The organism is Pseudogemmobacter faecipullorum, assembly GCF_020539525.1.
GTDB lineage: Bacteria > Pseudomonadota > Alphaproteobacteria > Rhodobacterales > Rhodobacteraceae > Pseudogemmobacter > Pseudogemmobacter faecipullorum.
In genome coordinates, this window is the sequence record NZ_JACDXX010000008.1 from 130933 (window position 1) to 153753 (window position 22821).

Sequence of the window (22821 nt, forward strand, 5' to 3'; positions counted from 1 at the left end):
GGCTGAGCAGCGTTCTTCTCAGGGCAGAATACCAGCCCCTGCCACCGCAGCATGGCTGCCGCGCCGCACCAGCTCGGTTGCCAGCAGCACACTTTCGCCCGGCCTGCCTGCGATCAGATCCTGGAGCAGCCGCGCCGCCTCTTCGCCCATCCGGCTGTGCGGCACCCGCACGGTGGTCAGCTGCGGCCAGGTGATTTCGGCAATATCAATATCGTCAAATCCGGTGATGGTGACATCTTCGGGGACACGCAGCCCCATGCCATGCGCCGCGCGCAAAGCCCCGGCTGCCAGCACATCATTGCCGCAGATCACCGCCGTAACCCGGCGATCCGCCATCAGCGCGCTAAAGGCCCCGGCCGCACTCTCCAGCCCGTAAGCCACCTCGCGCACCCCGCAAAAGCTGAGACCAGCCTGCGCCATGGCGCTGCGCGCGCCCTCGAGCCGGTCCCGTGCCCGGTCATTGCCGCTGGTTATGCCGGAAATCATCGCGATATTGCGATGGCCCAGCTCGAGCACCATGCCCACCATGGCGGCCATGCCCGACAGATTGTCGAAACCGGCATAGGGATGCGACTCACCGCTGGACCAGGCCAGGACGTAAGGCACTTTACGCAGCGCCAGCCAGTCATAGATCGCAGGATCGCGGTCGAAACCAACCAGCAAAAGCCCGTCAGCACCACGCGCAACCAAAGCCTCAATCTGGCGCTTTTCGCGCCCGGCCTCATAACCGGATGAGGCCACCAGCAGCGCGAATTTCCCCGGCGCCAGCGCGCGTTCAAACGCATCCACCCCATGCGCGAAAACCGCATTTTCCAGCGTCGGCACTACGGCGCCGATAATGCCGGTCCGCTTTGAGGCCAGGGCTTTTGCCCCGAAATTCGGCGTGTAATTCAGCGCCCGCACCGCTGTCATGACCTTTTCGCGCGTCGCGGCCGTCACCCTGTCGGGCGCGTTCAGGCAGCGCGACACCGTCGCGGTGGAAACCCCGGCCAGCGCCGCCACATCATCCACCGTCGCATGCGAAGTCTTTTCCGTCACCTGGTCTCTCCCGGCCTGGCGGCCATCCGGGGCCCAGTTTCGCAGTCTGCGGGAATTTTGGCCAGCAGCGATCAGCGGGGCTTGTAATGCATGAATGAAAGCGCTTACATTTTACCGCATAACAGGAAGAGAGGTCCTGGCTTCCGCGGGAATGCGCCCAGCGGGGCCCTGGCCCACTCATGCCAACCGGGGGATATCATGGCGCTGAACTATCTGAAAAAAGCCGCAAAAACCGCAAGCACCGATGCTGGCGAGACGCGCGAAATCGTGCAGCGCATGCTGAGCGATATTGAGGCGGGCGGCGATGCGGCGGCGCGCAGATATGCGGTGGAACTGGATAAATATGAGGGCAATATCGTCCTGACCCGTGACGAGATCGATGCCGCCCGGGCCCTGGTGCCGCAAAAGCTGCAAGATGATATCCGCTTTGCCCATGACAATGTCCGCCGCTTTGCCGAGGCGCAGCATGGCTCACTGAGCGATTTCCAGGTCGAGCTGGTGCCGGGGCTGATCACCGGCCAGCGGGCCATCCCCTGCCGTTCAGTCGGCTGCTATGTGCCAGGCGGGCGCTACAGCCATGTCGCTTCGGCGATCATGACCGTGACCACGGCGCGGGTGGCAGGCTGCCAGCATATCACCGCCTGTTCGCCGCCCCGCCCCGGCCTCGGCATCAATCCCGCCATCATCTACGCCGCCGATCTTTGCGGCGCCGACCGCATCATGTCACTTGGCGGCGTCCAGGGCATTGCCGCCATGGCCTTTGGCCTGTTTGACAGCCCGCCTGCCGATATTCTCGTCGGCCCCGGCAATCAGTTTGTGGCCGAAGCCAAGCGCATCCTCTTTGGACGCGTCGGCATCGACATGTTCGCAGGCCCCACCGACAGCCTGATCCTGGCCGATGCGACAGCCGATCCGATGGTGGTGGCGACCGATCTCGTCGGTCAGGCCGAGCACGGCTATAATTCGCCGGTCTGGCTGGTCACCGACAGCGAAGCCCTGGCGCGTGCGGTGCTGGAACTGGTGCCAGTGCTGATCTCCGGCCTGCCCGAGGTGAACCGGGTGAATGCCGAAGCCGCCTGGCGCGATTATGCCGAGGTTATTCTTTGCGCCAGCCGCGAAGAGATGGCCGCCACCTCCGATGATTACGCGCCCGAACATCTGACGGTTCAGGCCGGGGATCTCGACTGGTGGCTGAACCGGCTGCAATGCTACGGCTCGCTGTTCCTCGGCGAGGAAACCACCGTGGCCTTCGGCGATAAGGCATCGGGGCCGAACCATGTGCTGCCGACCTCGGGTGCGGCGCGCTATACCGGCGGGCTGTCGGTGCATAAATTCATGAAAGTGGTTACCTGGCAGCGCGCCACCCGTGAGGGGGCCCGCCCGATTGCCGAGGCGACCGCGCGGATTTCGCGGCTTGAAGGCATGGAGGGCCATGCCCGGACCGCCGATATCCGGCTGAAGAAATATTTCCCCGACACCGCTTTCGAGCTCAGTGCAAATGGCTGATCTCTTCTCGGTCGAGGGCCGCGTCGTCTGTGTCACCGGCGCCAGCAGCGGGCTGGGGCGTCAGGCCGCGCTGACCCTGGCCCGGCGCGGTGCCAAAGTCATCGCCATCGCCCGGCGCGAGGCAGAGCTGGCCGATCTCGCGCGGGAAGGCGGCGAGGCCATCCACCCCATCGCCGCCGATCTGTCGCGCCGCAACGGTCTCAGCTATCTGGCGCATCAGGCGGCACAGGTTTTCGGCGCCCCCGATATCCTGATCAATGCGGCCGGGGTGAATACCCGCCAGCCCGCCGGTCAGGTGGATGATGAAGCCTGGGATCTGACCCTGGCGCTGAACCTCTCGGCGCCGTTTTTTCTTGCCCAGGCGCTGGTCCCCAGCATGCAGGCAAAGGGCTGGGGGCGGATCGTCAATTTTGCCTCGCTGCAATCCTGTCGCGCCTTCCCCGCCGGCATTGCCTACGGCGCGTCAAAGGGGGGCGTGGCACAGCTGACCCGCGCCATGGCCGAGGCCTGGTCGGGCTCCGGCATCACCGCCAATGCGATCGGCCCCGGCTTTTTCCGCACCGAACTGACCGCCCGCGTCTTCGCCGATCCGGCGCTGGCGGCCCGAAATGCGGCTCAGACCTGTATCGGCCGCAATGGCGAGCCCGAAGATCTGGAGGGGCCGCTGCTTTTTCTGTGTTCGGAGGCGTCATCCTACGTCACCGGGCAAATTCTGATGGTTGACGGGGGGTTCACCGCGAAATGAAGGCTCTGGTCTATACCGGCGAACGCCGGCTCGAGATGCGCGAGCTGCCCGATCCGGTCCCCGGCCCGGGTGAGGCGCTGATCCGCGTCGATGCCTCGGGCATCTGCGGCTCTGACATACACGCCTGGCTCGGCCATGATGAGCGCCGCCCGGCGCCGCTGATCCTCGGCCATGAGGTGGCGGGCACGGTGATGAGCGGCGCGATGCAGGGTCAGCGCGTCACCGTCAACCCGCTGGCAACCTGCGGCAACTGCCCGGCCTGCCTGGCCGGGCGCGACAATCTCTGTCCCGAACGCCAGATCATCTCGATGCCGCCGCGCGAGGGCGGCTTTGCCGAATTTATCACCTCGCCCGAACGCAATCTGGTCACGATCCCTGACAGCCTGCCAGCCAGCATTGCCTGTATGGCCGAGCCGCTGGCCTGTGGCTGGCACGGCATCCGGCTGGCCAGCCGGGCCCTGGAGGGGGCGGCAGAGCGCGCGCTGATCCTTGGCGGTGGCGCCATCGGCTTTGGGGCCGCGCTCGCGGCCCGCGCCTTCGGCACCAGGGATATCACCATCGTCGAGCCGAATCCGACCCGGCGCAGCCGCCTCTCCACGCTCGATAATTTCCGCATTACCGAAAGCGCGCCTGCCGGGCTGAACCCCGACCTGGTCGTCGATGCCGCCGGGTTTGCCGCCACCCGCCTGATCGCCTCGGATCTGGTGCGTCCGGGCGGGGTGATCGTGCATATCGGCCTCGGAGAGGCAATGGCGGGGCTGAACATCCGCCGTATGACCCTGCAGGAAATCAGCTTTATCGGCACCTATACCTATACCAGCCGCGATTTCACCGATTGCGCCAAAGCGATCAGCGAGGGAAGCCTCGGCCCCTGCAACTGGGCCGAGACCCGCGCGCTGCACGAGGGCGCCGCAGCCTTCAGTGACATCATCAGCGGCCGCATCGCCGCCCCGAAACTGGTCTTGCTGCCCTGACCGGCCGCTGATCAGACCGGCTTTGCTTCGGCAGATCCGGTCTGACCGGATTTCGTGCCGCCAGCCCGCCCGGGCGACGCCGGGTTTATGCCGCAGCCCGGGAGAGGCGTTGACCCTCTGGCCAGGCCGGGCAGCAACGCCTGCCGGGCCCTTTGCGCTGGAATACCGCCCTGCCCCCGGGAAGGGGCGGATGCGGCAGCGCCAAAAGCTGTGCCGCAACCGTCAGACGGCTGCGGCACAGGCAAGGTTTAAGCGATGGATCAGCTCAGGAGAAGCTCTGCTCCGGCAAGGCCGCCCGGCGGCGCAGCGTCTCCAGCGCAGCCGACCAGTCATTGCCGCCAAAGCCTTCGGCTTTCGCCATCTGATAGACCTGCGAGGCCGCCGCACCAACGCCAAGCGGCACATTCAGATTGGCAGCATAGATCAGCGCCAGGGTCAGGTCTTTCGACGCCAGCCCGAGGCCAAATTCCGCCGAGATATCCCCGGCAAAGATCTTGCGCGCATAGGCCCCGGTCAGAAAGCCCTTCCCGGCGGTGGTTCCGGCCAGCACCTTCACCGTGCGCTGCACGTCAAGCCCGGCGGCTTCGGCAAAGGCAAGGGTCTCTGCCGTCAGCACATTCAGCGCCGTGGACATGAAGTTATTGACGATCTTCGTCCGCGTCCCGGCGCCGTTTTCGCCGCAATGAATGGTCTCACGCCCCACCGCGTCAAAGACCGGCATCGCCGCCGCCACATCTGCCGCCTCTCCCCCGGCAAGGATCAGCAGCTGGCCGCGCTCGGCAAATTCCGACGTGCCGCCGACCGGCGCGTCAACCATGCGGATGCCCTGGGCTTTCAGCCGCGCCGCGATACGGTCTGTCGCCTCGGGGGCGACGGTGCTCATATCAATGTACAGCGTGTCCTGACCCATCGCCGCCGCCACAGCGGGCGCGCCGAAAAGTGTTTCTTCCACATCCGGACCATTCGGCAGCATCGTCACCACAAAATCGCGGCCCGATGCGGCAGCGGCGGCGCTGTCTGCGCCCGCCGCGCCAAGTGCCGCGAGGCTCTGCACCGCCGCCGGATTGATGTCATAGACACTGACATCATGCCCGGCCGCGATCAGTTGCCGCGACATAGCATGGCCCATACGGCCAAGCCCGATAAACCCAATTCTGGCCATTATCTTAACCTTAGTCCTGACTGGTTTATTTCGGATCGAATTCTACGGCGAAAGCGCGCAGCTTCTCATCGCCGGCAATCGCCTGAAGATATGTGTCGGTGATATGTGCCTCGGCATCGGGGGCCTCGGTGATGGTGCCGACCGTGGCAAGGAAAGCGCCGATCTCGCCCGCCCAGCCATCGACTTTCGACGCCCCGGCCGCGCGCGACATCAGCTCAAGCTGCTCATCGAGCAGGAAGACCGGGCGCAGCCCGAATTCCTTGTCCATTGATTCCGGGGTCACTTCCAGCCCGCCGCTGGCATAGAATTCCAGCGCCAGCTGTTTCGCTTCTTCCGGATTGGCTTTGGCCCAGGACCAGCCGCGCAGATAGACCGCAAGGAATTTCCCGATCTGCCCGGGCGAGGCTTCAGCATAGGCCTCGGTCGCGATCACAAAGCTCGGCACCACCGCGCCGCTATCGGCACCGCTGCACAGCAGTTTCGCGCCCAGCTTATCTTCCAGCGTGTAAAGATTGGGGGCCCAGACCCCGGCCAGCGAGCCGCTGTCCGAGCTCATCGCGGTGATGATCTGCGCCTGACCCAGATTGACGAAACGCACATCATCAAAGGCGAGGCCGAATTTCCCGAGGCATTTACGGGCGGTGAAATCGACGGTGGAATTGGTGGTCAGCAGGATCTGCTGGCCCTTGATCAGCGCGGGATCGGCCAGGATCGCATCAGCATCGGGTCCGGCCACAACCAGAGCATTGGTTTGCGATTCATCATTGGCCACCGCGATGGTCGAGATATTGAACCGGGCTGCCCCCAGCACCGCGGGAACGGCACCGGTGATCCCCACATCCCAGGAACCCGAAGAGCCTGCCGCAATCTGCGGTGCCCCCGCCGGGAAGGTGACGAATTCCGGGGCGAGGCCAACCTCGGACCACCAGCCCTTTTCATTGGCGAAATGCAGCGGCAGCGCCCAGTACATCGCAGGCTGGTAGCTGATGGTGATTTTTTCCTGCGCGAAAGCAGTCCCCGACAGCGCGGTGCTCAGCACAAGTCCAAGCGCGGCGGAGAGCGTAGATTTCACAGACATTCATTTTCCCTGTTATGATGTCGCGGGCCATGCAGGCCCCGGTTATTATTTCGATGCGCCTTTTTCCTCGCGCAGAGATTTCCAGATATGGGTGCGCAGATGGATGAAGGATTCGGTGTCCATCACATCCTCGATGCGCTCAAGTGAATCCCATTTCTCGGCCTCGCGGATGGCGCGGACATCGACCACCTCTTTGATGCGGCCCGGGCGTTTGGTCATGATCGCAACCCGGTCGGCCAGATAGACCGCCTCTTCCACCCCATGGGTGATGAAAAGAACCGTGCGCGGCTGAACCCGGGCCAGACGCACCAGCTCTTCCTGCATCACCACCCGGGTCTGGGCATCCAGCGCGCCGAAAGGCTCATCCATCAGCAAGACCGCCGGATCGAGCACATAGGCCCGGGCAATCGCCACCCGCTGCTGCATCCCGCCGGAAAGCTGATGCGGATAGGCGCTGGCATGGCTTTCCAGCCCCATGAGCTGCAAAGCCCCCTCGACCAGCGACTGACGCTCGCCCTTCGGCAGGCCCTTGTTGCGCAGACCGAATTCGATGTTTTCGGCCACGGTCTTCCAGGGAAACAGCGCGAATTGCTGGAACACCACGGCGCGGTCCGGCCCGGGCGCGGTCACATCCTGACCATTGACCATGACCCGGCCCGAAGTCACCGGCTCAAACCCTGCCACCATACGCAGGCAGGTGGTCTTGCCGCAGCCCGAGGGGCCGACGATGGCCACGAATTCCTTCTCGCGCACATCCAGCGTCACATTCTGTAAGGCCTGAAACGCGCCTGGCCCGCTGCCATAGATCTTACCGGCATTCTCGAAACGAATGGATCCCATATCTTCCTCCCGCAGAACGCTTACTTGCCTTGCGTCACGGCGCGCTCTAGCCGTCGAAGCAGGATGTCGATGATGAGGCCGATGATCCCGATCGAGACCATGCCTGCGACCACGGTCGGGGTGGCGATATTGGCCTGGGCCTGAACCATCATGAAGCCGACCCCGGTCGAGGCGACGATCAGCTCGGCGCCGACCAGCGACTGCCAGCCCAGCCCGGCTGAAATGCGCAGCCCCGCGATGATCGAAGGGATCGAGGCGGGCATGATCACCCGGGTAATCATGCCAAAATGACTGGTGCCCAGCATTCTGGCCGCTTCAATCAGGCGGATATCGACCCGTTTCGCGCCTTGCCAGGCATTGATCACACAGGGCGGGAAAGCCCCGGCGAAGATGATCATGATCGGGCCGCCGATGCCGGTGCCGAACCACAGCGCCGCGAAAGGCACCCAGGCGATCGGCGCGATGAAGCGCAGCGCATCCAGGAGCGGCGCGGCAATCGCATCAACCGTCGGGAACCAGCCCATCATCAGCCCCAGCGGCACACCGATCAGCGCCGCGAGCAGGAAGCCGCCCAGAAAACGCCCGAGGCTGGAGAGAAGATGCCCGGGCAGGGTCGCCCCGGCAAAGGGCTCGGTGATCAGATGCAGCGCACGGCTGAACACCGCGCCCGGGCCGGGCAGAAACTGCTCTGACACCAGGCCGCTGGCCGGGATCACAAACCAGACCGCCATAAAGGCGCTCAGGCTGATCAGCGCCAGAACGGCGTTGCGACCGGGAATAAGTGCCAGTCCGCTCATCTCAGCTTCTCCCCTGCGGCCAGCGCGCCAGCGCAGCCTGTTCCACCATCACCAGGCCCTTCGTCGTCAGCCAGCCCAGCAGCCCGACCGTGACCATTCCGACCAGGATCATCGACGGATAGATATCCTGCTGCGCCACGTTCAGAATGAAGCCGACCCCCATCAGCGCCCCGACCAGCTCGGCCGCGACCAGGGTGGTCCAGGCCGCCTGAAGCGACAGCCGCAACCCGGTGAAGATCATCGGCAGCGCGCCGGGCAGGATCACTTCGCTCACCATGCGCAGCCGGGGCACGCCCAGCATTCTCGCCGCAGCAAACAGCCCGCCATCGATGCCGCGCACCCCGGTATGGGCGTTGATCACCGAGGGCACAAAGGCCGCGAACCAGATCACCAGAACCTTGGCGGCATCGCCCAGCCCCAGCCAGAGGATCGCCAGCGGGATCCAGGCCAGCGGCGGAATGGGCCGGATCAGCGAGAAGACCGGGCTGATCAGCGCCTCGGCGGTGCGGTTATATCCCATCAGCAGGCCAAGCGGCACGCCGGCCAGCGTGGCACAGACAAAGCCGATAGCGACCAGACGCAGGCTGTGCCAGGCATGTTCGGCCAGGGGCGCACCGGCATAGCCGCTGACGAGGCTCTGGCGCAAAGCGGCCCAGAATTCGGCCGGAGACGGGAAACGCCCGGCCGGAATCAGCTGCAGCCAGCTGGTGGCCGCGAACCACAAAAGCAGCACACATCCGACCGAGATCAGACTGATCCGCGCCTTTTGCGACAGAAGTCGCTTTCTGCGGCCGGAGCGGGCCTTGCTGCGCAGCCCCTTCCCCGCCCTGGTTGCATCTGTATCAGACGCCATGAATATTTCCTCCCACATCCCCGCCCCGGGTTTCGGGCCTGTCCGGGCGCTCTGGCCCGCCCGGGCCAGAGCCACCAGGCAAACCCGCTATGCCAGACCGAACCCCGGGAACCATCGTGATTGAGGCGCCGCCGGGCGGCGCCTCAGCCAGGCGGCCGCTGCGGGCTGCCGGCTTTCATCATCGCTTCCGGCCCGATCTCAGGCCGAAAGACCGCCCATGCAGCGGTATTTGATATCCAGATATTCCGCGATTCCGTAGCGTGACCCCTCACGCCCGAAGCCCGATTCTTTCACCCCGCCAAAGGGCGCGACCTCGTTGGAAATCGCAACCTCATTGATGCCAACCATGCCATATTGCAGCGCTTCTGAGACGCGCCAGGCCCGCGCGAGATCGCGGGTATAGATATAGGAGGCCAGCCCATAGGGCGTGTCATTGGCCAGACGGATCACCTCATCCTCATCCGTAAAGCTCAGCAAAGCCGCAATCGGGCCGAAGATCTCATCGCGCGCCACATCCATCTCCGGCGTAACCCCGGCAAGCACCGTCGGCGGGTAAAAGCCGCTGTCCTGGCTGGCTTCGCCGCCGCCCGTCAGCAGATCTGCGCCCTGTTCCAGCGCACGCGCAACGATGCGTGCCATATCCGCCGCCGCCGCCGGTGTGATCAGCGGGCCGATCTCGACCCCCGGCAGCCCGCCTGGCCCCGATTTCAGCGCCTCTGCCCTGGCCACGAAAGCGCGGGCGAAATCGCCGGCAATGCTTTCATGCACAAAGATGCGGTTGGCGCAGACACAGGTCTGGCCCGCATTGCGGAATTTCAGCGCCATCAGCCCGTTCAGCGCCGCCTCTATATCGGCATCAGCGAAGATGATCACCGGCGCATTGCCACCCAGCTCCATCGACATGCGTTTCACCGTCGAGGCGCATTGCGCGATCAGATCCTTGCCGACGGCGGTCGACCCGGTGAAGGAGAGTTTGCGCACCACCGGGCTGTCACTGATCACCCGCATAATCTCTCGCGAAGAGCCGGTCAGCACCTGGATCACCCCCGGCGGAATGCCCGCCGCTTCGGCCAGCCGCACCAGCGCCAGCGCGATGAAAGGCGTGCGGTCCGAGGGTTTCACCAGCATGGTGCAGCCCGCCGCCAGTGCCGGGGCCAGTTTGCGCGTCACCATCGAGGCGGGGAAATTCCACGGCGTGATCGCGCAGGTCACCCCCACCGGATGCTGGGTCACGATGGTCTGCCTGCCGCGCGCGGGCGAGGGAATGACATCACCATAGACCCGCCGCGCCTCTTCGGCGAACCATTCGATATAGGCGGCGCTGATATCGATCTCGACCCGCGATTCCGCCAGCGGCTTGCCCTGCTCAAGGGTCAGGATCTGCGCCAGCGCCTCGCGGTTTTCCAGGATCAGCCGGTGCCAGGCCTTCATCAGCTGCGCCCGCTCTGCGGCCAGCAAAGCCGACCAGGAGGCAAAGGCCTGCTCCGAGGCACGGATCGCGGTCCGGACATCCCCGGCCGAAAGTTTCGGCAGCTCGCCGATCTTTTCACCGCTGGCCGGATTGGTCACGGCAAAGCTCTGCCCCTCTGTGGCCGCCTGCCAGCCACCGCCAAAACAGGCCAGACCATTTATCATCAGATTGGTATCAACGGGGCATTGCATCGGCAGAACTCATGCTGGCAGGGGAAGAAGCTTGCAGTCGGACAGTCTATGAATTGTTATATATATTACATCAAATCAATTATTTTGTAATTGATTGTAAGTCCGACTAACAAAAAGACGATCAGAAGGCTCTCAGCCCGGTCTGAAGAAGGGGGCGGGGATCAGGATCTTATTCTCGATATGATCGACCAGTGGCCGCATCTGAACCGCATAGGCCTGCCATTCCGGCGAGGCCTGCAGGGCTTTGCGGCGCTCCCAGCGGTCATCCATACCGGAGTAGCCCCACATATGCACAATCTGGTTCAGCGGCCCGATATCGGTGAAATAATAGCCGACCAGATTGCCGAGGATCCGGGTCTGCACCGCAAGCCCCTCGGCCTCATAAAGCTGCAGGAATTTGCCGACATTGCCATTTTTCAGCGTATAGGTCCGCATATCAACGAACATGGATATCATCCTTTTACAGCGTCAGAGGTGGAACAGCCGGATGGCGACAAGGGCGAAAACCGCCAGCAGAACCGTCAGCCCGCAGACCAGTGCCACAGCACCGCCGCCAACCTCGCTCAGCTTTTTCAGTGAAGTCTTCATTCCCAGCGCCGCGATGGCCGCGATCAGGCACCAGCGCGACAGCTCAAGCAGCAGTGCGGTCAGATCCGCCGGGATCAGGCCGGTGCTGCCAGCCAGCACCAGAGCGGCAAATCCGATCACGAAGAACGGCACCTGCACCCGCGCAGTCTGGCCACCCTGCTGGCTCTGGCGAAACAGCACAGACAGCGTCACCACAACCGGCACCAGCAAAGCCACCCGCAGCAGTTTGACAAAGGTCGCCGTGGCGCCGGTCTCTTCCGAAACCGTATAGCCCGCACCAACCACCTGGGCGACATCGTGGATCGTCGCCCCGAGGAAAATCCCCATCGCATGATCGGACAGGCCGAGCCAGGCCCCGATCATCGGATAGAGGATCATGGCAAGGGTCGAAAGCGCGGTCACCGCAATAACGGTGAAACTGGTGTCGCGGTCCTGCTCCGGCCCGGTACGCGGCAGCACAGCCGCAATGGCCAGCGCGGCTGAGGCACCGCAGATCGCCACCGCGCCGCCGGTCAGCAGCCCGAAGGGCAGCGAGCGGCCGCTGGCCTTTGCCAGCCCGACGCCCGCAGCAATGGTCAGGCCGACACCGGCAAAGACCAGCAGCACAACGCCGAACCCGGCCGAGGCGATCTGCTGCAGCGTGATGCCGAGACCGAGCAGCGCCACGCCAAAGCGCAGGAGCTTTCGGGCCGCGAAATCCACCCCGGCGGCGGTTTTCATGTCGGGCTCGGCAAGGAAGGTAAAGGCCATGCCGATCAGCAGCGCCATCAGCATCACCGGGGCGCCGTAATGTTCAGAGATAAATTTAGCCGCCAGCGCGACCGTCACAGCCGAAGCCAGGCCGGGGAACAGCCGCCGGAAGGCTCCGGACGTTTCAAGGACAGAGCTGTTCATCCGATCAGTTCTTCACCACGATCATCGGTCTCGCCGAAGCGCTTGAGAACCGCCGGTTTCGTGCCTTCATAGACCCGGTCCAGATTTTCGGCGATCCGGGCATTCTCGCGCTCGAACAGGCAATTGCCCTCAAGATCTGAGGCGACGAGGAAGGGTCCCATGCGGTTGCAGCGGATCACCCACATCGCCTGGGCAAGGCCGAGTTCCTCATTCCAGTGCACCGCTTCGACATTCTCGACGCCGCGCCCGAGCAAAGCCCCGGTGCCATAGCCCACGGTCGAAAGATAGACCGCGCCATTGGGAACGAAATAGTCCTTATAGTCTTTCGACGACATGCCGCCCTTGCCGATGATCAGCTTTGCGCCGGTGCGGGCGATCCAGTCCGGCAGCCATTTGGCAAAGCGGAAACTGGCGGTGGCGGTCACCGCGCCAAGGTCAAAACTGCCATCCTCACGGATGGTGGCGGCCGGCGAGCAGTGGAAATTCGCCGCGCTCTGCGAGGGCAGTTCCATCGGAATATTGGCATTGGCCTCAAGCGCGCGCATATAGACGCCCTCACGCGCGGTATACATCAGCCCGTTCAGGTAAACGATATCCCCGAGGCGCAGCTCTGCGATCTCTTCGGCGGTTGGGGTGGTGGAAAGGATAACCTCGCGCGGCTTCATTCTGCAGCCTCCGCCGCCATATCCCAGCCCACGGTCTCGCGGCGCTGATAGGGGGTGAACCAGTCGGGATCGGTGCGATGCTCGACGCGGCCATCGGGATAGATCCGGGCCACGGCGCGGCGCGAGGACAGGCAGAAGGCATGAACCGACATCTGCATGCCGCCGGTATGGCAATAGCCAACCTCGATATGGGTATCGATCACCATATTCTTGCCGACAAAGCCCATGGCGCCCATGCCGATCGAATTGCCCAGTTCTTTGAACTCTTCCTCAAGCGCGGCGATCTTCGGATCGGAATTGCGGTCCCCCACCGTGCGCAGACAGGCGGCGCGCTTGCCAAGCACCATGCAGCTGTCCTTACAGCCCCCCAGGCCGATGCCGATGATCGCGGGCTGACAGGCCAGACCGCGTTTGCCAAAAGCAACGAGGCAGTCGAGATAGAAGCGTTTGATGCCCTGAATGCCATCCGAGGGGAACAGCATCCGGTAATCGGTGCCGAACAGCCCGCCTTTATGCACGGTGATCAGATCGATCCAGTCGCCGCCCGGCTCATAGGCATATTCAATCTCGGGCGCGCCGATGCCGATGTTGTTATTGTGATCAGTGCGCCACAGAGGATGCACCCGGTTCGGCCGCAGAGGCACCGAAGAGGTCGCGTTTGAGGTCGCACGGCGCAAAGCCTCTTCCAGCGCCACCGGGCCGCCCTCGATCCGGGCGTCATTGCCCATTTTCACATACCAGCGCGGCGTGCCGGTATCGCCGCACATGGCGCGGCGGTCCTGTTTGGCGGCCTCATAATTTTCCAGCATCGCCTGCAGCACGAAAGACGAGAGATCGCCATCCTCGGTGGCCGCAGCGGCCTTAAGCCCGCCGAGATAATCCTCGGGGATCTCGATAGCCGCCTTGGCCATCAGAACCTCGGCGGTGGACTGGATCAGATTGATCGGTATCACAAGACAGCTTCCTTACTGGGTGGCCACGAGCGTTTCGGGTTCATGCGCGGGCAGAATGGTCTCGCCGGGGCGCACGATGGTAAAGGCGACCTGCTCGCGGCTCAGGTTCAGCTCCTCGCCCTGTTTGCGCGCCAGGGTGAAATATGAGCTTTCCAGATCGCCGCTCTCGGGGAAGTCCTCGCGGAAATGCGCCCCGCGCGAGTTTTCGCGCAGCTCACCCGCCCGGGCGATGACCTCCGAGACCTCAACCAGCGAGGCCATATTGAGCCAGTCATGCCAGGTCAGATTAAAGGCGAGATTATCCGCACTGACGCCAGTTTCCATCAGCTCGGCGCCAATCTCGGCAATGCGCTTCTGGCCGCGCTGCAACCCGGCGCCGGTGCGCATCACGCCGACATCTTCCCACATCGCTTCCTGCAGATTGTGGCGCAAAGGATGGATCTGGCCGGGCTTTTTCGCAAACGGCCGGCAGGCGCGTTCCAGTTCCGCGGCCAGAACCGTCTCATCAGGGTCGCGCAGGGTCATGCGGCGCATATCCTGGCCCATCACATCGCCGGCAATACCGCCAAAGACGGTGGAATTCGCCACACCATTGCCGCCCAGACGGTTCGAGCCATGCGCGCCACCGGCATCCTCGCCCGCAACGTAAAGCCCCTCCATCGCGGTACGGGTGTCGGGATCGACCACCACACCGCCCATGAAGTAATGCGCCGTCGGCACCACCTCGACTTTGCCCGCCGCCAGATCAAAGCCGCTGTCGGCGCAGCGTTTCACCATACCGGCGAATTTTTTGCGCACATTCTCCGGCCCGAGATGGCCCATCGAGATGAACATGCCGACCTGGCTCGGGTCATTATTCTTGCGCATCTCGGCATAGATGCCGCGGCTGACCACATCGCGGGTCGCGCGCTCGCCCTTCTTGTCATAGTCGAACATGAAACGCTCGCCGCGCGCATTGAGCAGCTGCCCGCCCGCGCCGCGCAGACCCTCCTCCAGCACCGTGCCGGTCATGCGGGTATAATCCCCGGCCAGCAGGCCGGTCGGGTGGAACTGCACCATCTCCATATCCCGCAGCGGCAGCCCGGCCCGCAGAGCCATCGCGAGGCCATCCATGGTCTTATCGCCCGAAGGGGTATGATATTTATACATGGTCGGGCCGCCGCCGGTGCCCATCATCACGCATTTGGCCCGGACAAAGCGGAAGCGGCCGGTGCGCATATCGATGAACAGAACCCCGGCCAGCGAGGCGCCGTCCACCGTCGGGATCAGGCCGATGGCGCGGTGTTCCTGCAGCTTATGCACCGGGCGCGCCAGCACCTGCTCCATCAGCCGCGAGATGATCTCGATCCCGGTCAGATCGCCCTTATGCACCGTGCGGTCGGCGGTCTGACCGGCAAAGGCCTTCTGGTGCAATGTGCCGTCGGGATTGCGGTCAAAGAAGCAGCCGACCTCATTCTCCAGCTCGCGGATCCGCACCACCGCCTGCTCACAGAGCCGCCAGGCCATATCCTGGTTCGGCAGCCATTTGCCGCCATTGATCGTATCCATGAAATGGCGCTCGACGGTATCGCCGCCACCAAGGGCGACGTTATAGCCGCCCTGGACCATACGGGTGCAGCCGCATTTACCGATCAGCCCTTTCACCGCCAGAGTGATTTTCGTCCCCGCCGGCGCGGTCTGGCTGGCATGAAGCGCGGCAAACAGCCCCGCGCCGCCTGAGCCAAGGATCAGGATATCGGTGTCTTCGCGTTCGATCTCAAATCTGGACATGCTCATACCGCTCTGAGAAGAAAGAGGCCGGAGATCAGAAACGCCCCGGCAATCGCACCCGCCGCAAGGCTTTTCTGCCGCTGCGACCAGGGCAGAAACTCAAGGACAAGCAGTCTGATCCCGCCAAAGAAATGCACGGCGAGCAGGAAGACGAGGCCGGCTTCCGCCAGTTTGACCGCCGGATTATCGGCAAAGCCCAGCAACTGGTCGAGCTGTGCCGGATCCGTCAGCGCCAGCGACAGCACCCAGAAATGCGCCGGCAGGAACAAAGCCAGCGCGAGGCCGGACAGCCGGTGCAGCATATAGGCCAGCCAGAGCGGATGACGGCGATGCGGACGGATCATAAGAATGTCACGGCCAGAACGGCGCGTGCCCCCAGAGCGGTCAGGATAAGCAGGAAACCCCAGGTGAATGCCCCGAGGGCCCGGCCCTTCAGCCCGGTCACCTCATGCAGGATGACACGAAGCCCGATGGCGGCATGGATGGAAACCGCCAGAACTAATGTGCCGTAAAACAGCAGCCAGGCGAGGCTGCCCCGGGTGCGCGACAGGATCTCGGCCGAGGACAGCCCGCCCTGAATGGCATAGATCATCAGCGCCAGATGGCCGAGCACCAGCGGGCCCATCACCATCGCGCTCAGACGCTGCGCCATATAAAGTCTCAGGCTCAGCATCGTTACGCCTTTCCTTTAAAGAAGGCGCGCGCCGCGGCCCGTTTCAGCCCCGCCACCGCGCTGAGAGGATCGAGCTCATTGGGACAGAATTTGCTGCAGCTGCCCTGGCTGTGGCAGCTCATACAGCCGCCAGGCCCGGTGGCCGTGGCCAGAACCGCCGCCCGGTCCGCAACCTTGACATCATTGTAAAGCGTCCAGACCCGCTGCAGCGCCGCCGGGCCGAGATAATCCGGGCTGGCCGCAACCGTATCGCAGGCGGCATAGCAGACGGCGCAGTTGATACATTCGATGGCCTTATTGGCCTCGACACGACCGCTTTCTTCCGGGCTGACCTGCTGGATCGGCTCATCGCGGCTGCGCCCGGGCTTATGCACCCCGCCCGCTTTGACCCATTTCTCAAAAAACGGATCCATATCGGCCGCGAGATCGCGGATCACCGGCAGATTGCGCAGCGGCGCGATGCTCAGGCGATCTTCCTGCAACACCTTTTTCACATGGGTGCGGCAGGTCCAGCGCGGCTGGCCATTCACCATCATCGCGCAGGAGCCGCACATGCCGACCCGGCAGGCGTAGCGATAGGTCAGCGAGGGGTCCAGCTCCTGCTGAATCCAGCTGACCACATCCAGCACGGTCTGATTGTCGCGCGCCGGTACAGTGAAGGTTTCATAGCCGCCCTGGTCTCCCGAGCCGCGCCAGACCGACACCTCCATCGTTTTCGTATTTCCGCTCACAGGGCACCCGTTGGCTCTCTTACCTGTAACGGTGTAACCCAATTTTTTACTAACACTAAGGAACTAATATTAAAGTATTCAGTAAGATTTACTTACGTCAGCCCCCGGTTGCCGGGGGCTGGTGCTGTTTCAGCCGAAAGACTGCAGGCCGATCAGAATGAAACAGGCCAGGAAAAGCGTCTCGACCACAACAAGGCCAATGGCGCTGCCACCCACCTCGATCATCTTCACCAGCGAGGTCTTGATCCCGACGGCGGCAATCGCCGTCAGCAGGGCCCACCGGCTTGCCTCTTCGGCCAGTGAGGCAAGCAAGGAGGGGATCAGCCCGGCCGAATTCAGCGCCGCCAGAGCCAGGAACCACAGCACGAATCCCGGCAGCAGCGGCGGTCGCTTGCCGCCCGGGCTGCCCGCATCGAGTTTTCCGGCCCGGATCACCAGCGAGAAGATCAGCACCACCGGCGCCAGCATCGCCACCCGGATCAGCTTGACCACGGTCGCGGTTTCCCCAACCTCGGGGCTGACCGAAAACCCGGCCCCGACCACCTGGGCCACATCATGGATGGTGCCGCCGAGGAAGACCCCCGATTTCAGGGCATCAAAGCCAAACCAGGATGAGAGCGGCGGATAGGCGATCATCGCGACCGTCGAGAGAATCGTCACCGCCATCACGGTAAAGGCGAGATTGCGCTCGGATTTATCGGTTCGGGGCAGGACCGCGGCGATAGCCATGGCCGCCGAGGCGCCGCAGATCGCCACCGCGCCGCCCGAGAGCAGCGCCATGCGCCAGCCCCGCCCGAACAGCTTTGCCGCCAGCATGGCGAAAAGAATGGTTGCCGCCACACCCAGAATGACCAGCACGATCATGCCGGTGCCAAGCCTGGTCAGCATTTCAACCGAAATACGCGCACCGAGCAGCGCAACCCCGAGCCGCAGCACCGTGCGGGCGGCGCAGCCAATGCCGGGCGCGGTCCGGGTCTCTGGCTCCGAGAGGAAATTCAGCGACAGGCCGATCAGCAGCGCCATCAGCATGGCCGGAGCGCCGTAATGTTCCGACAGGAACTGCGCCGCCACTGCGACCAGCACGGCCACGGCTATGCCCGGAAATAACAGGCCTGCGCTTTGCCAGATCGCGGTCGGGCGCAGCCCGGTGAAGGATGCGTGGTTTATCTGTACCATTGCCGTAGGATCCGAAAGCCGGTCACACCGTTCAGGCCCCTGCGCAACCGGCAGGGGCCTGACAGGCGCAGATCAGGCGCTGCGATAGAGTTTGGTCATCGAGAATTCACGATGGCCAAGGGCCTCGGCGCAGGTCATGCGGCCATTGGCAGTGCGGATGATCATCTCAATCAGCGAGTCACCGGCCTGATCGATGGTCATTTCGCGGGTCAGAACCCCGGTCACATCCACATCGATATGTTCCGACATGGTGCGCAAAGTGCGCGGATTTCCCGAGATTTTGATCACCGGCACGATCGGATTGCCGACCACATTGCCCTGGCCCGTCGGGAAGGTGTGGATGACATAGCCACCCGCCGCCATCAGGGTCACGCATTCTGCGGCAGCAGAAGAGCTGTCCATGAAGTAAAGCCCCGGGCCTTTCGACGGCGCCTCAGCCGGGCCCATTGCGTCGATATAGGTCGAGGTCCGGCCGATCTTTTCCAGATTGCCGAGCGCCTTTTCCTCAATCGTGGTCAGACCGCCGAGAATATTACCCTTGGTGGGCTGGCTGTCCGAGAGATCGTCGGTCTGATGCGCGAAGATCACGTCATCGGTATAGGCCTGCCAGATCGCTTTGAATTTGGCGGCGGCTTCCGGGGTGGCGGCGCGCTTTTCGCAGATATGCTCGGCGCCGGTGATCTCCGAGGTTTCACCAAAGCAGCCATAGATGCCCTGGGGCAGAAGCTTGTCATACATATTGCCGACGGTGGGACAGGAAGACAGGCCGGTGGTGGTGTCGCTCTCGCCGCATTTGGTCGAGATCCACAGTTCCGAGATCGGGCAGTCTTCTTTCTGCAGCTCGGAGGCCCAGTGGACATATTCCTTGGCCTGCCAGCTGGCCGCGCGGATGGTCTCGAAATCGCCCTTCTGCTCAATCGAGAAGCCCATGACCGGCTTGCCGGTTTTGGCAATGCCATCGACGATGATCTTGGTCCATTCCGGCTCGATACCGATCACCACCACGGCGGCGACATTGGGGTTTGCCCCGGTGCCGATGATGGTGCGGAAATGCAGCGCCAGATCCTCGCCGAACTGCAGACGGCCATAGGCATGCGGGATCGCCATCGTGCCCTTGACGTTATTCGCCACCGCCTCACAGGCGGCGTTGGAAATATCATCCACCGGCAGGATCAGCACATGGTTGCGCACGCCGACACGGCCATTCTCACGACGCCAGGCTTTTACGGTCGCATTGTTGAAATCGAGGGCCATCTGATCACCACCGCTTGGTTTTGCAATTATGGGTATGAACGTGCTCGCCGATGCCGGCATCGCCCACCATACGGCCGATATCCTCGCCATATTTGGTGACGGTATCCCCGGCCTTCAGTGCCCGGAGCGCGACCTTATGGCCAATCGGAATATCGGCTTTGGCGGTCAGGCGGAAATCAGAATTATCTGCCGTCACCACGCAGATCATCTCTGTGCCTGCCTTCAGATCCTCAACGACAACGACACCGACATTGTCCTCGTGATCGTGGACAAGAAGCTGCGGAATACTCATGGGCCCCTCCCTTGGATAGCTTTTTGATCCGATGGCGGATCGCTAACATATAGATGTACTCTTATACAAGAGTTATTCTATAAATGTTGCACCTTGTCCCGGGGCTGTGGTAGGCATCGATAAGCTGAACAGGAACTTTGCAATGGCCGCACCACTCTACCAGACAGTGATTGACCGGATCATTGCGCAGATCTCCTCGGGAGAGCTGCTGCCGGGCTCAATGCTGCCGAGCGAGATGCAGATCGCGGCGGAAACCGGGGTTTCACAGGGCACGGCGCGCAAATCGCTGATGGTGCTCGAGCAGCTGGGCATCGTGAAACGCGAACAGGGCCGGGGCACCTTTGTCACCGCCCGCACGCCGGATAATGCGCTGTTCAACTTTTTCCGCCTGCGCGAGCCGGACGGAACAACCGTCCGGCCGGAACTGCTGAGTGAAGCGGTGCTGTCGCGCGACTCGACCGAAGCAGAGCGCAGCATCCTCGATGATGCCCCGGCCATGGTCTATGAGATCCGCCGCCTGCGCAGCCTGAAAGGCATTCCAAGCGTCATTGAAACCGCCGTCGTCTCTGCCAGCCGTTTTGCCGGGCTGGCGATGCGGGCGCCGCTGCCCAATACGCTCTATGTGCTCTATCAGCAGAATTATGGCTGCATCATTCTGCGCGCCGATGAATCCATCACCGCGATTGAGGCCAGCCCGGAAGTGGCAAAGGCGCTGAACCTCCGACCCGGGGCGCCGGTCCTGCAGATTGATCGTGTGGCCTTTGACATCATGGGCCGCGCCGTCGAGTGCCGCCAGAGCCTGTGCCGCACCGAAGGGCTGATTTATCAGGTCTCGCTGACCTGATCCCCTGCCTCTCAAAGTGACGGGATGATCCAGCGGCGGCCCGGGGCCGGGACATGACGCTCCCGCCGAATCCTGATCCGGACCGCCGTAAAAGCTGCGCAGCTACAGGGCCGCGGAAGACCATTTCCGGCGTGGCTGCCACTCCGGATCTATAGCCTTCAGACCCGCATACCGCTTCCGGCCGGTATGCGCCCGAGAGCTCTGTGCCACAGAGTGTGAAACCGGCTGAAACACCCCGCCGCCACCGGTATAAATTTCGGAATTCTGTGCAAAAAATGCTGGTTAATCCGTGCCTTAGCGCAATAACCTGCAAAGGCTGAAAGGGGCTGCTCTGCATGGAGAAACTGTAAGAAAATCTATCGATTTCTTTAAATATTTCTAAGTTTTTTTGACGGCCTAACTTCACTAGGCTTTCGTCAGGAGGGCTGCGAAAGGCGGAACCTTCGAGCCGGGCCCGGCCGGAATAACGCATTCTCCAACATCCCGGGACCGCAGGAAAGCCCGGCCTGAAGGGCTCTGCCGGCCCCCATTCCGCTGTCATAAAGGCGCGATGAAGCCTGCAGTCAGCCCTATCCACGAAGAGCAGCGTTGGGAGGCGATGCTCTGGCAGATCTGAGAGGGAGGAACATGCAGCAAAATAATCCGCTGCTGACAGTGCAGGGGGTAACCCTGCAGTATAAAACACCAAACCACCTGATTACCGCGACCTATCGTGTCAGTTTCGACGTGTTTCAGGGGGATCGCTTCATCCTGCTTGGGCCCTCGGGATGCGGGAAATCAACGCTGCAGAAAGCCGTCGGGGGCTATATCACCCCCACCGAGGGCGAGATGCGGCTGAAGGGCAAGAAAATCACCGCCCCCGGCCCCGACCGCATGATGGTCTTCCAGGAGTTTGACCAGCTCCTGCCCTGGAAAACGGTGCGCCAGAATGTCGCTTTTGCCCTGACCGCCTCAAAAAAGCTCAATGCGCGCGAAGCCGATGAGAAGGCGATGGAATATGTGGTCAAGGTCGGGCTCGAGAAATTCGCCGACAGCCATCCGCATATGCTGTCAGGCGGGATGAAACAGCGCGTCGCCATTGCCCGCGGCATGGCGATGGAACCCGATATCCTGCTGATGGATGAGCCTTTCGCCGCGCTGGATGCGCTGACCAGGCGCCGGATGCAGGATGAGCTGCTGCGGCTGTGGGAAGATACGAAATTTACCGTGCTCTTCGTCACCCATTCCATTGCCGAGGCGATTAAGATCGGCAACCGCATCCTGCTGCTCTCGCCGCATCCGGGCCGGGTGAAGGCCGAGATGAACAGCACCAATGATCCCCAGAAGGCCGCAGCACTCGAGCGGCAGATCCATGAGATGCTCTTCGCCCATGAAGCGGGGGAGGTGGAGCATGTCTGAGGCAGTCACAAGGCTCAGAAATATGGCAGAACCAGGCATTCCCGGTGCGACACAGGACCGGCCCGAAATCTTCCACGAGGAGGTCGGGGCGGGAGAACTCACGATTGTGGAGCAAAAGCTCTCCTGGTTTGAGATGCTCTACCGTGAGACCTGGCTCAGAAAGCTGCTCATCCTGGTCGTGCTTGCCGCTATCTGGGAGGTCTATGGCCGGGCGCTGAACAATGATCTGCTGTTCCCCACTTTCAGCGCGACGATCGCGGCATTCTTTGGCGGGCTGACCGATGGCACCCTGCCCGCCGCTGCCTGGGGCTCGGGCAAGGTGCTGCTGATGGGCTATGGCCTTGGCATCGTGCTGGCCTCGGTGCTGACCGCGCTGGCGATTGCCTCGAAAATCGGCACCGATTTCCTTGAAACCATGACCTCGATGTTCAACCCGCTGCCGGCGATTGCGCTGCTGCCGCTGGCGCTGATCTGGTTTGGTCTGGGCAATGGCAGCCTGATTTTCGTCCTGGTGCATTCTGTCACCTGGGCAATCGCGCTGAACACCCATTCCGGCTTCCTCGGGGTGTCGAAGACGCTGAAAATGGTGGGGCGGAACTACGGTCTGCGCGGCCCTTCCTTCATTCTCAAAATCCTGATCCCCGCCGCCTTCCCCTCGATCCTGACCGGGCTGAAAATCGGCTGGGCCTTCGCCTGGCGTACCCTGATCGCGGCCGAGCTGGTCTTCGGTGTCAGCTCCGGTTCGGGCGGTCTCGGCTGGTTCATCTTCGAGAACAAGAACATGCTCGATATCCCCAAGGTTTTCGCCGGGCTTCTGACGGTGATCATCATCGGTCTGGTGGTCGAGAACCTCGTCTTCCGCACCATCGAACGCCTGACCATCCAGCGCTGGGGCGTTCAGCACTAGCCATTAAAACAAGGCTGGCAC

At 62.9% G+C, this 22821-nt stretch carries 24 protein-coding genes; 6 read left to right on the plus strand and 18 right to left on the minus strand.

What is annotated here, in order from left to right; all coding sequences use genetic code 11:
- Positions 1–18: 18 nt before the first annotated feature.
- Positions 19–1038 (minus strand): LacI family DNA-binding transcriptional regulator, encoded by a 1020-nt coding sequence (locus tag H0485_RS10445; RefSeq protein WP_226935317.1) that lies wholly within the window; start codon positions 1036–1038, stop codon positions 19–21.
- Positions 1039–1236: 198 nt separating this feature from the next.
- On the opposite strand from H0485_RS10445, the gene hisD reads away from it, so the two are divergent.
- Genes hisD through H0485_RS10460 form a run of 3 tightly spaced genes read left to right on the plus strand, consistent with a single transcriptional unit; the run spans position 1237 to position 4263 of the window.
- Positions 1237–2544, plus strand: coding sequence for a histidinol dehydrogenase (gene hisD / locus H0485_RS10450; RefSeq protein ID WP_226935318.1), 1308 nt, complete (start codon positions 1237–1239; stop codon positions 2542–2544).
- Positions 2537–3289 carry an SDR family NAD(P)-dependent oxidoreductase gene (locus tag H0485_RS10455; protein ID WP_226935319.1) on the plus strand — a complete coding sequence of 251 codons (753 nt, stop codon included), beginning with the start codon at positions 2537–2539 and terminating at the stop codon, positions 3287–3289. The genes hisD and H0485_RS10455 overlap by 8 nt, the downstream gene beginning before the upstream one ends.
- Positions 3286–4263 (plus strand): zinc-dependent alcohol dehydrogenase, encoded by a 978-nt coding sequence (locus tag H0485_RS10460; protein ID WP_226935320.1) that lies wholly within the window; start codon positions 3286–3288, stop codon positions 4261–4263. Before H0485_RS10455 ends, H0485_RS10460 begins: the two co-directional genes overlap by 4 nt.
- A gap of 265 nt (positions 4264–4528) precedes the next feature.
- Here the strand turns inward: H0485_RS10460 and H0485_RS10465 are convergent, their stop codons facing one another.
- From H0485_RS10465 to H0485_RS10545, 17 genes are all read right to left on the minus strand, one after another.
- Positions 4529–5425 carry an NAD(P)-binding domain-containing protein gene (locus H0485_RS10465; RefSeq protein WP_226935321.1) on the minus strand — a complete coding sequence of 299 codons (897 nt, stop codon included), beginning with the start codon at positions 5423–5425 and terminating at the stop codon, positions 4529–4531.
- Positions 5426–5450: 25 nt separating this feature from the next.
- Complete coding sequence (locus H0485_RS10470; protein WP_226935322.1) at positions 5451–6503, minus strand: ABC transporter substrate-binding protein; 1053 nt, start codon at positions 6501–6503, stop codon at positions 5451–5453.
- Positions 6504–6548: 45 nt separating this feature from the next.
- Entirely contained in the window at positions 6549–7343 is a 795-nt protein-coding gene (locus tag H0485_RS10475) for an ABC transporter ATP-binding protein (RefSeq protein ID WP_226935323.1), read from the minus strand.
- Positions 7344–7363: 20 nt separating this feature from the next.
- The gene (locus tag H0485_RS10480; protein WP_226935324.1) at positions 7364–8140 is read right to left on the minus strand and encodes an ABC transporter permease; all 777 of its coding nucleotides are present in this window, start codon (positions 8138–8140) and stop codon (positions 7364–7366) included.
- Between the two features lies 1 nt (position 8141).
- Entirely contained in the window at positions 8142–8993 is an 852-nt protein-coding gene (locus tag H0485_RS10485; RefSeq protein WP_226935325.1) for an ABC transporter permease, read from the minus strand.
- Positions 8994–9191: 198 nt separating this feature from the next.
- Positions 9192–10655, minus strand: a complete 1464-nt coding sequence (locus H0485_RS10490) for an NAD-dependent succinate-semialdehyde dehydrogenase (RefSeq protein WP_226935326.1) — start codon at positions 10653–10655, stop codon at positions 9192–9194.
- 132 nt (positions 10656–10787) lie between these two features.
- Complete coding sequence (locus H0485_RS10495) at positions 10788–11102, minus strand: NIPSNAP family protein (protein WP_226935327.1); 315 nt, start codon at positions 11100–11102, stop codon at positions 10788–10790.
- A 21-nt stretch (positions 11103–11123) separates the two neighbouring features.
- The gene (locus H0485_RS10500) at positions 11124–12137 is read right to left on the minus strand and encodes a YeiH family protein (protein WP_226935328.1); all 1014 of its coding nucleotides are present in this window, start codon (positions 12135–12137) and stop codon (positions 11124–11126) included.
- Positions 12134–12802 (minus strand): fumarate hydratase C-terminal domain-containing protein, encoded by a 669-nt coding sequence (locus H0485_RS10505; protein WP_226935329.1) that lies wholly within the window; start codon positions 12800–12802, stop codon positions 12134–12136. Before H0485_RS10505 ends, H0485_RS10500 begins: the two co-directional genes overlap by 4 nt.
- Positions 12799–13755, minus strand: coding sequence for a fumarate hydratase (locus H0485_RS10510; RefSeq protein ID WP_226935330.1), 957 nt, complete (start codon positions 13753–13755; stop codon positions 12799–12801). Before H0485_RS10510 ends, H0485_RS10505 begins: the two co-directional genes overlap by 4 nt.
- A gap of 12 nt (positions 13756–13767) precedes the next feature.
- The gene (locus H0485_RS10515) at positions 13768–15525 is read right to left on the minus strand and encodes an L-aspartate oxidase (RefSeq protein WP_226935331.1); all 1758 of its coding nucleotides are present in this window, start codon (positions 15523–15525) and stop codon (positions 13768–13770) included.
- A gap of 2 nt (positions 15526–15527) precedes the next feature.
- Positions 15528–15869 (minus strand): succinate dehydrogenase, cytochrome b556 subunit, encoded by a 342-nt coding sequence (gene sdhC / locus H0485_RS10520; protein WP_226935332.1) that lies wholly within the window; start codon positions 15867–15869, stop codon positions 15528–15530.
- Positions 15866–16198 (minus strand): succinate dehydrogenase, encoded by a 333-nt coding sequence (locus H0485_RS10525; protein ID WP_226935333.1) that lies wholly within the window; start codon positions 16196–16198, stop codon positions 15866–15868. The genes sdhC and H0485_RS10525 overlap by 4 nt, the downstream gene beginning before the upstream one ends.
- A 2-nt stretch (positions 16199–16200) precedes the next feature.
- Complete coding sequence (locus tag H0485_RS10530) at positions 16201–16908, minus strand: succinate dehydrogenase/fumarate reductase iron-sulfur subunit (RefSeq protein WP_226935439.1); 708 nt, start codon at positions 16906–16908, stop codon at positions 16201–16203.
- A gap of 150 nt (positions 16909–17058) precedes the next feature.
- Positions 17059–18105, minus strand: coding sequence for a YeiH family protein (locus H0485_RS10535; protein ID WP_226935334.1), 1047 nt, complete (start codon positions 18103–18105; stop codon positions 17059–17061).
- A gap of 72 nt (positions 18106–18177) precedes the next feature.
- Positions 18178–19359, minus strand: coding sequence for a UxaA family hydrolase (locus H0485_RS10540; RefSeq protein ID WP_226935335.1), 1182 nt, complete (start codon positions 19357–19359; stop codon positions 18178–18180).
- A gap of 4 nt (positions 19360–19363) precedes the next feature.
- A complete protein-coding gene (locus H0485_RS10545; protein ID WP_226935336.1) occupies positions 19364–19651 on the minus strand; it encodes a UxaA family hydrolase in 288 nt (95 codons plus the stop codon).
- 142 nt (positions 19652–19793) lie between these two features.
- Between H0485_RS10545 and H0485_RS10550 the strand changes: the two genes are divergently transcribed.
- The 3 genes from H0485_RS10550 to H0485_RS10560 all read left to right on the plus strand — a co-directional run bounded on the left by H0485_RS10550 (position 19794) and on the right by H0485_RS10560 (position 22800).
- Positions 19794–20495, plus strand: coding sequence for a GntR family transcriptional regulator (locus tag H0485_RS10550; RefSeq protein ID WP_226935337.1), 702 nt, complete (start codon positions 19794–19796; stop codon positions 20493–20495).
- Positions 20496–21122: 627 nt separating this feature from the next.
- The gene (locus tag H0485_RS10555) at positions 21123–21893 is read left to right on the plus strand and encodes an ABC transporter ATP-binding protein (RefSeq protein WP_226935338.1); all 771 of its coding nucleotides are present in this window, start codon (positions 21123–21125) and stop codon (positions 21891–21893) included.
- Entirely contained in the window at positions 21886–22800 is a 915-nt protein-coding gene (locus H0485_RS10560; protein WP_226935339.1) for an ABC transporter permease, read from the plus strand. The genes H0485_RS10555 and H0485_RS10560 overlap by 8 nt, the downstream gene beginning before the upstream one ends.
- Positions 22801–22821 lie beyond the last annotated feature (21 nt).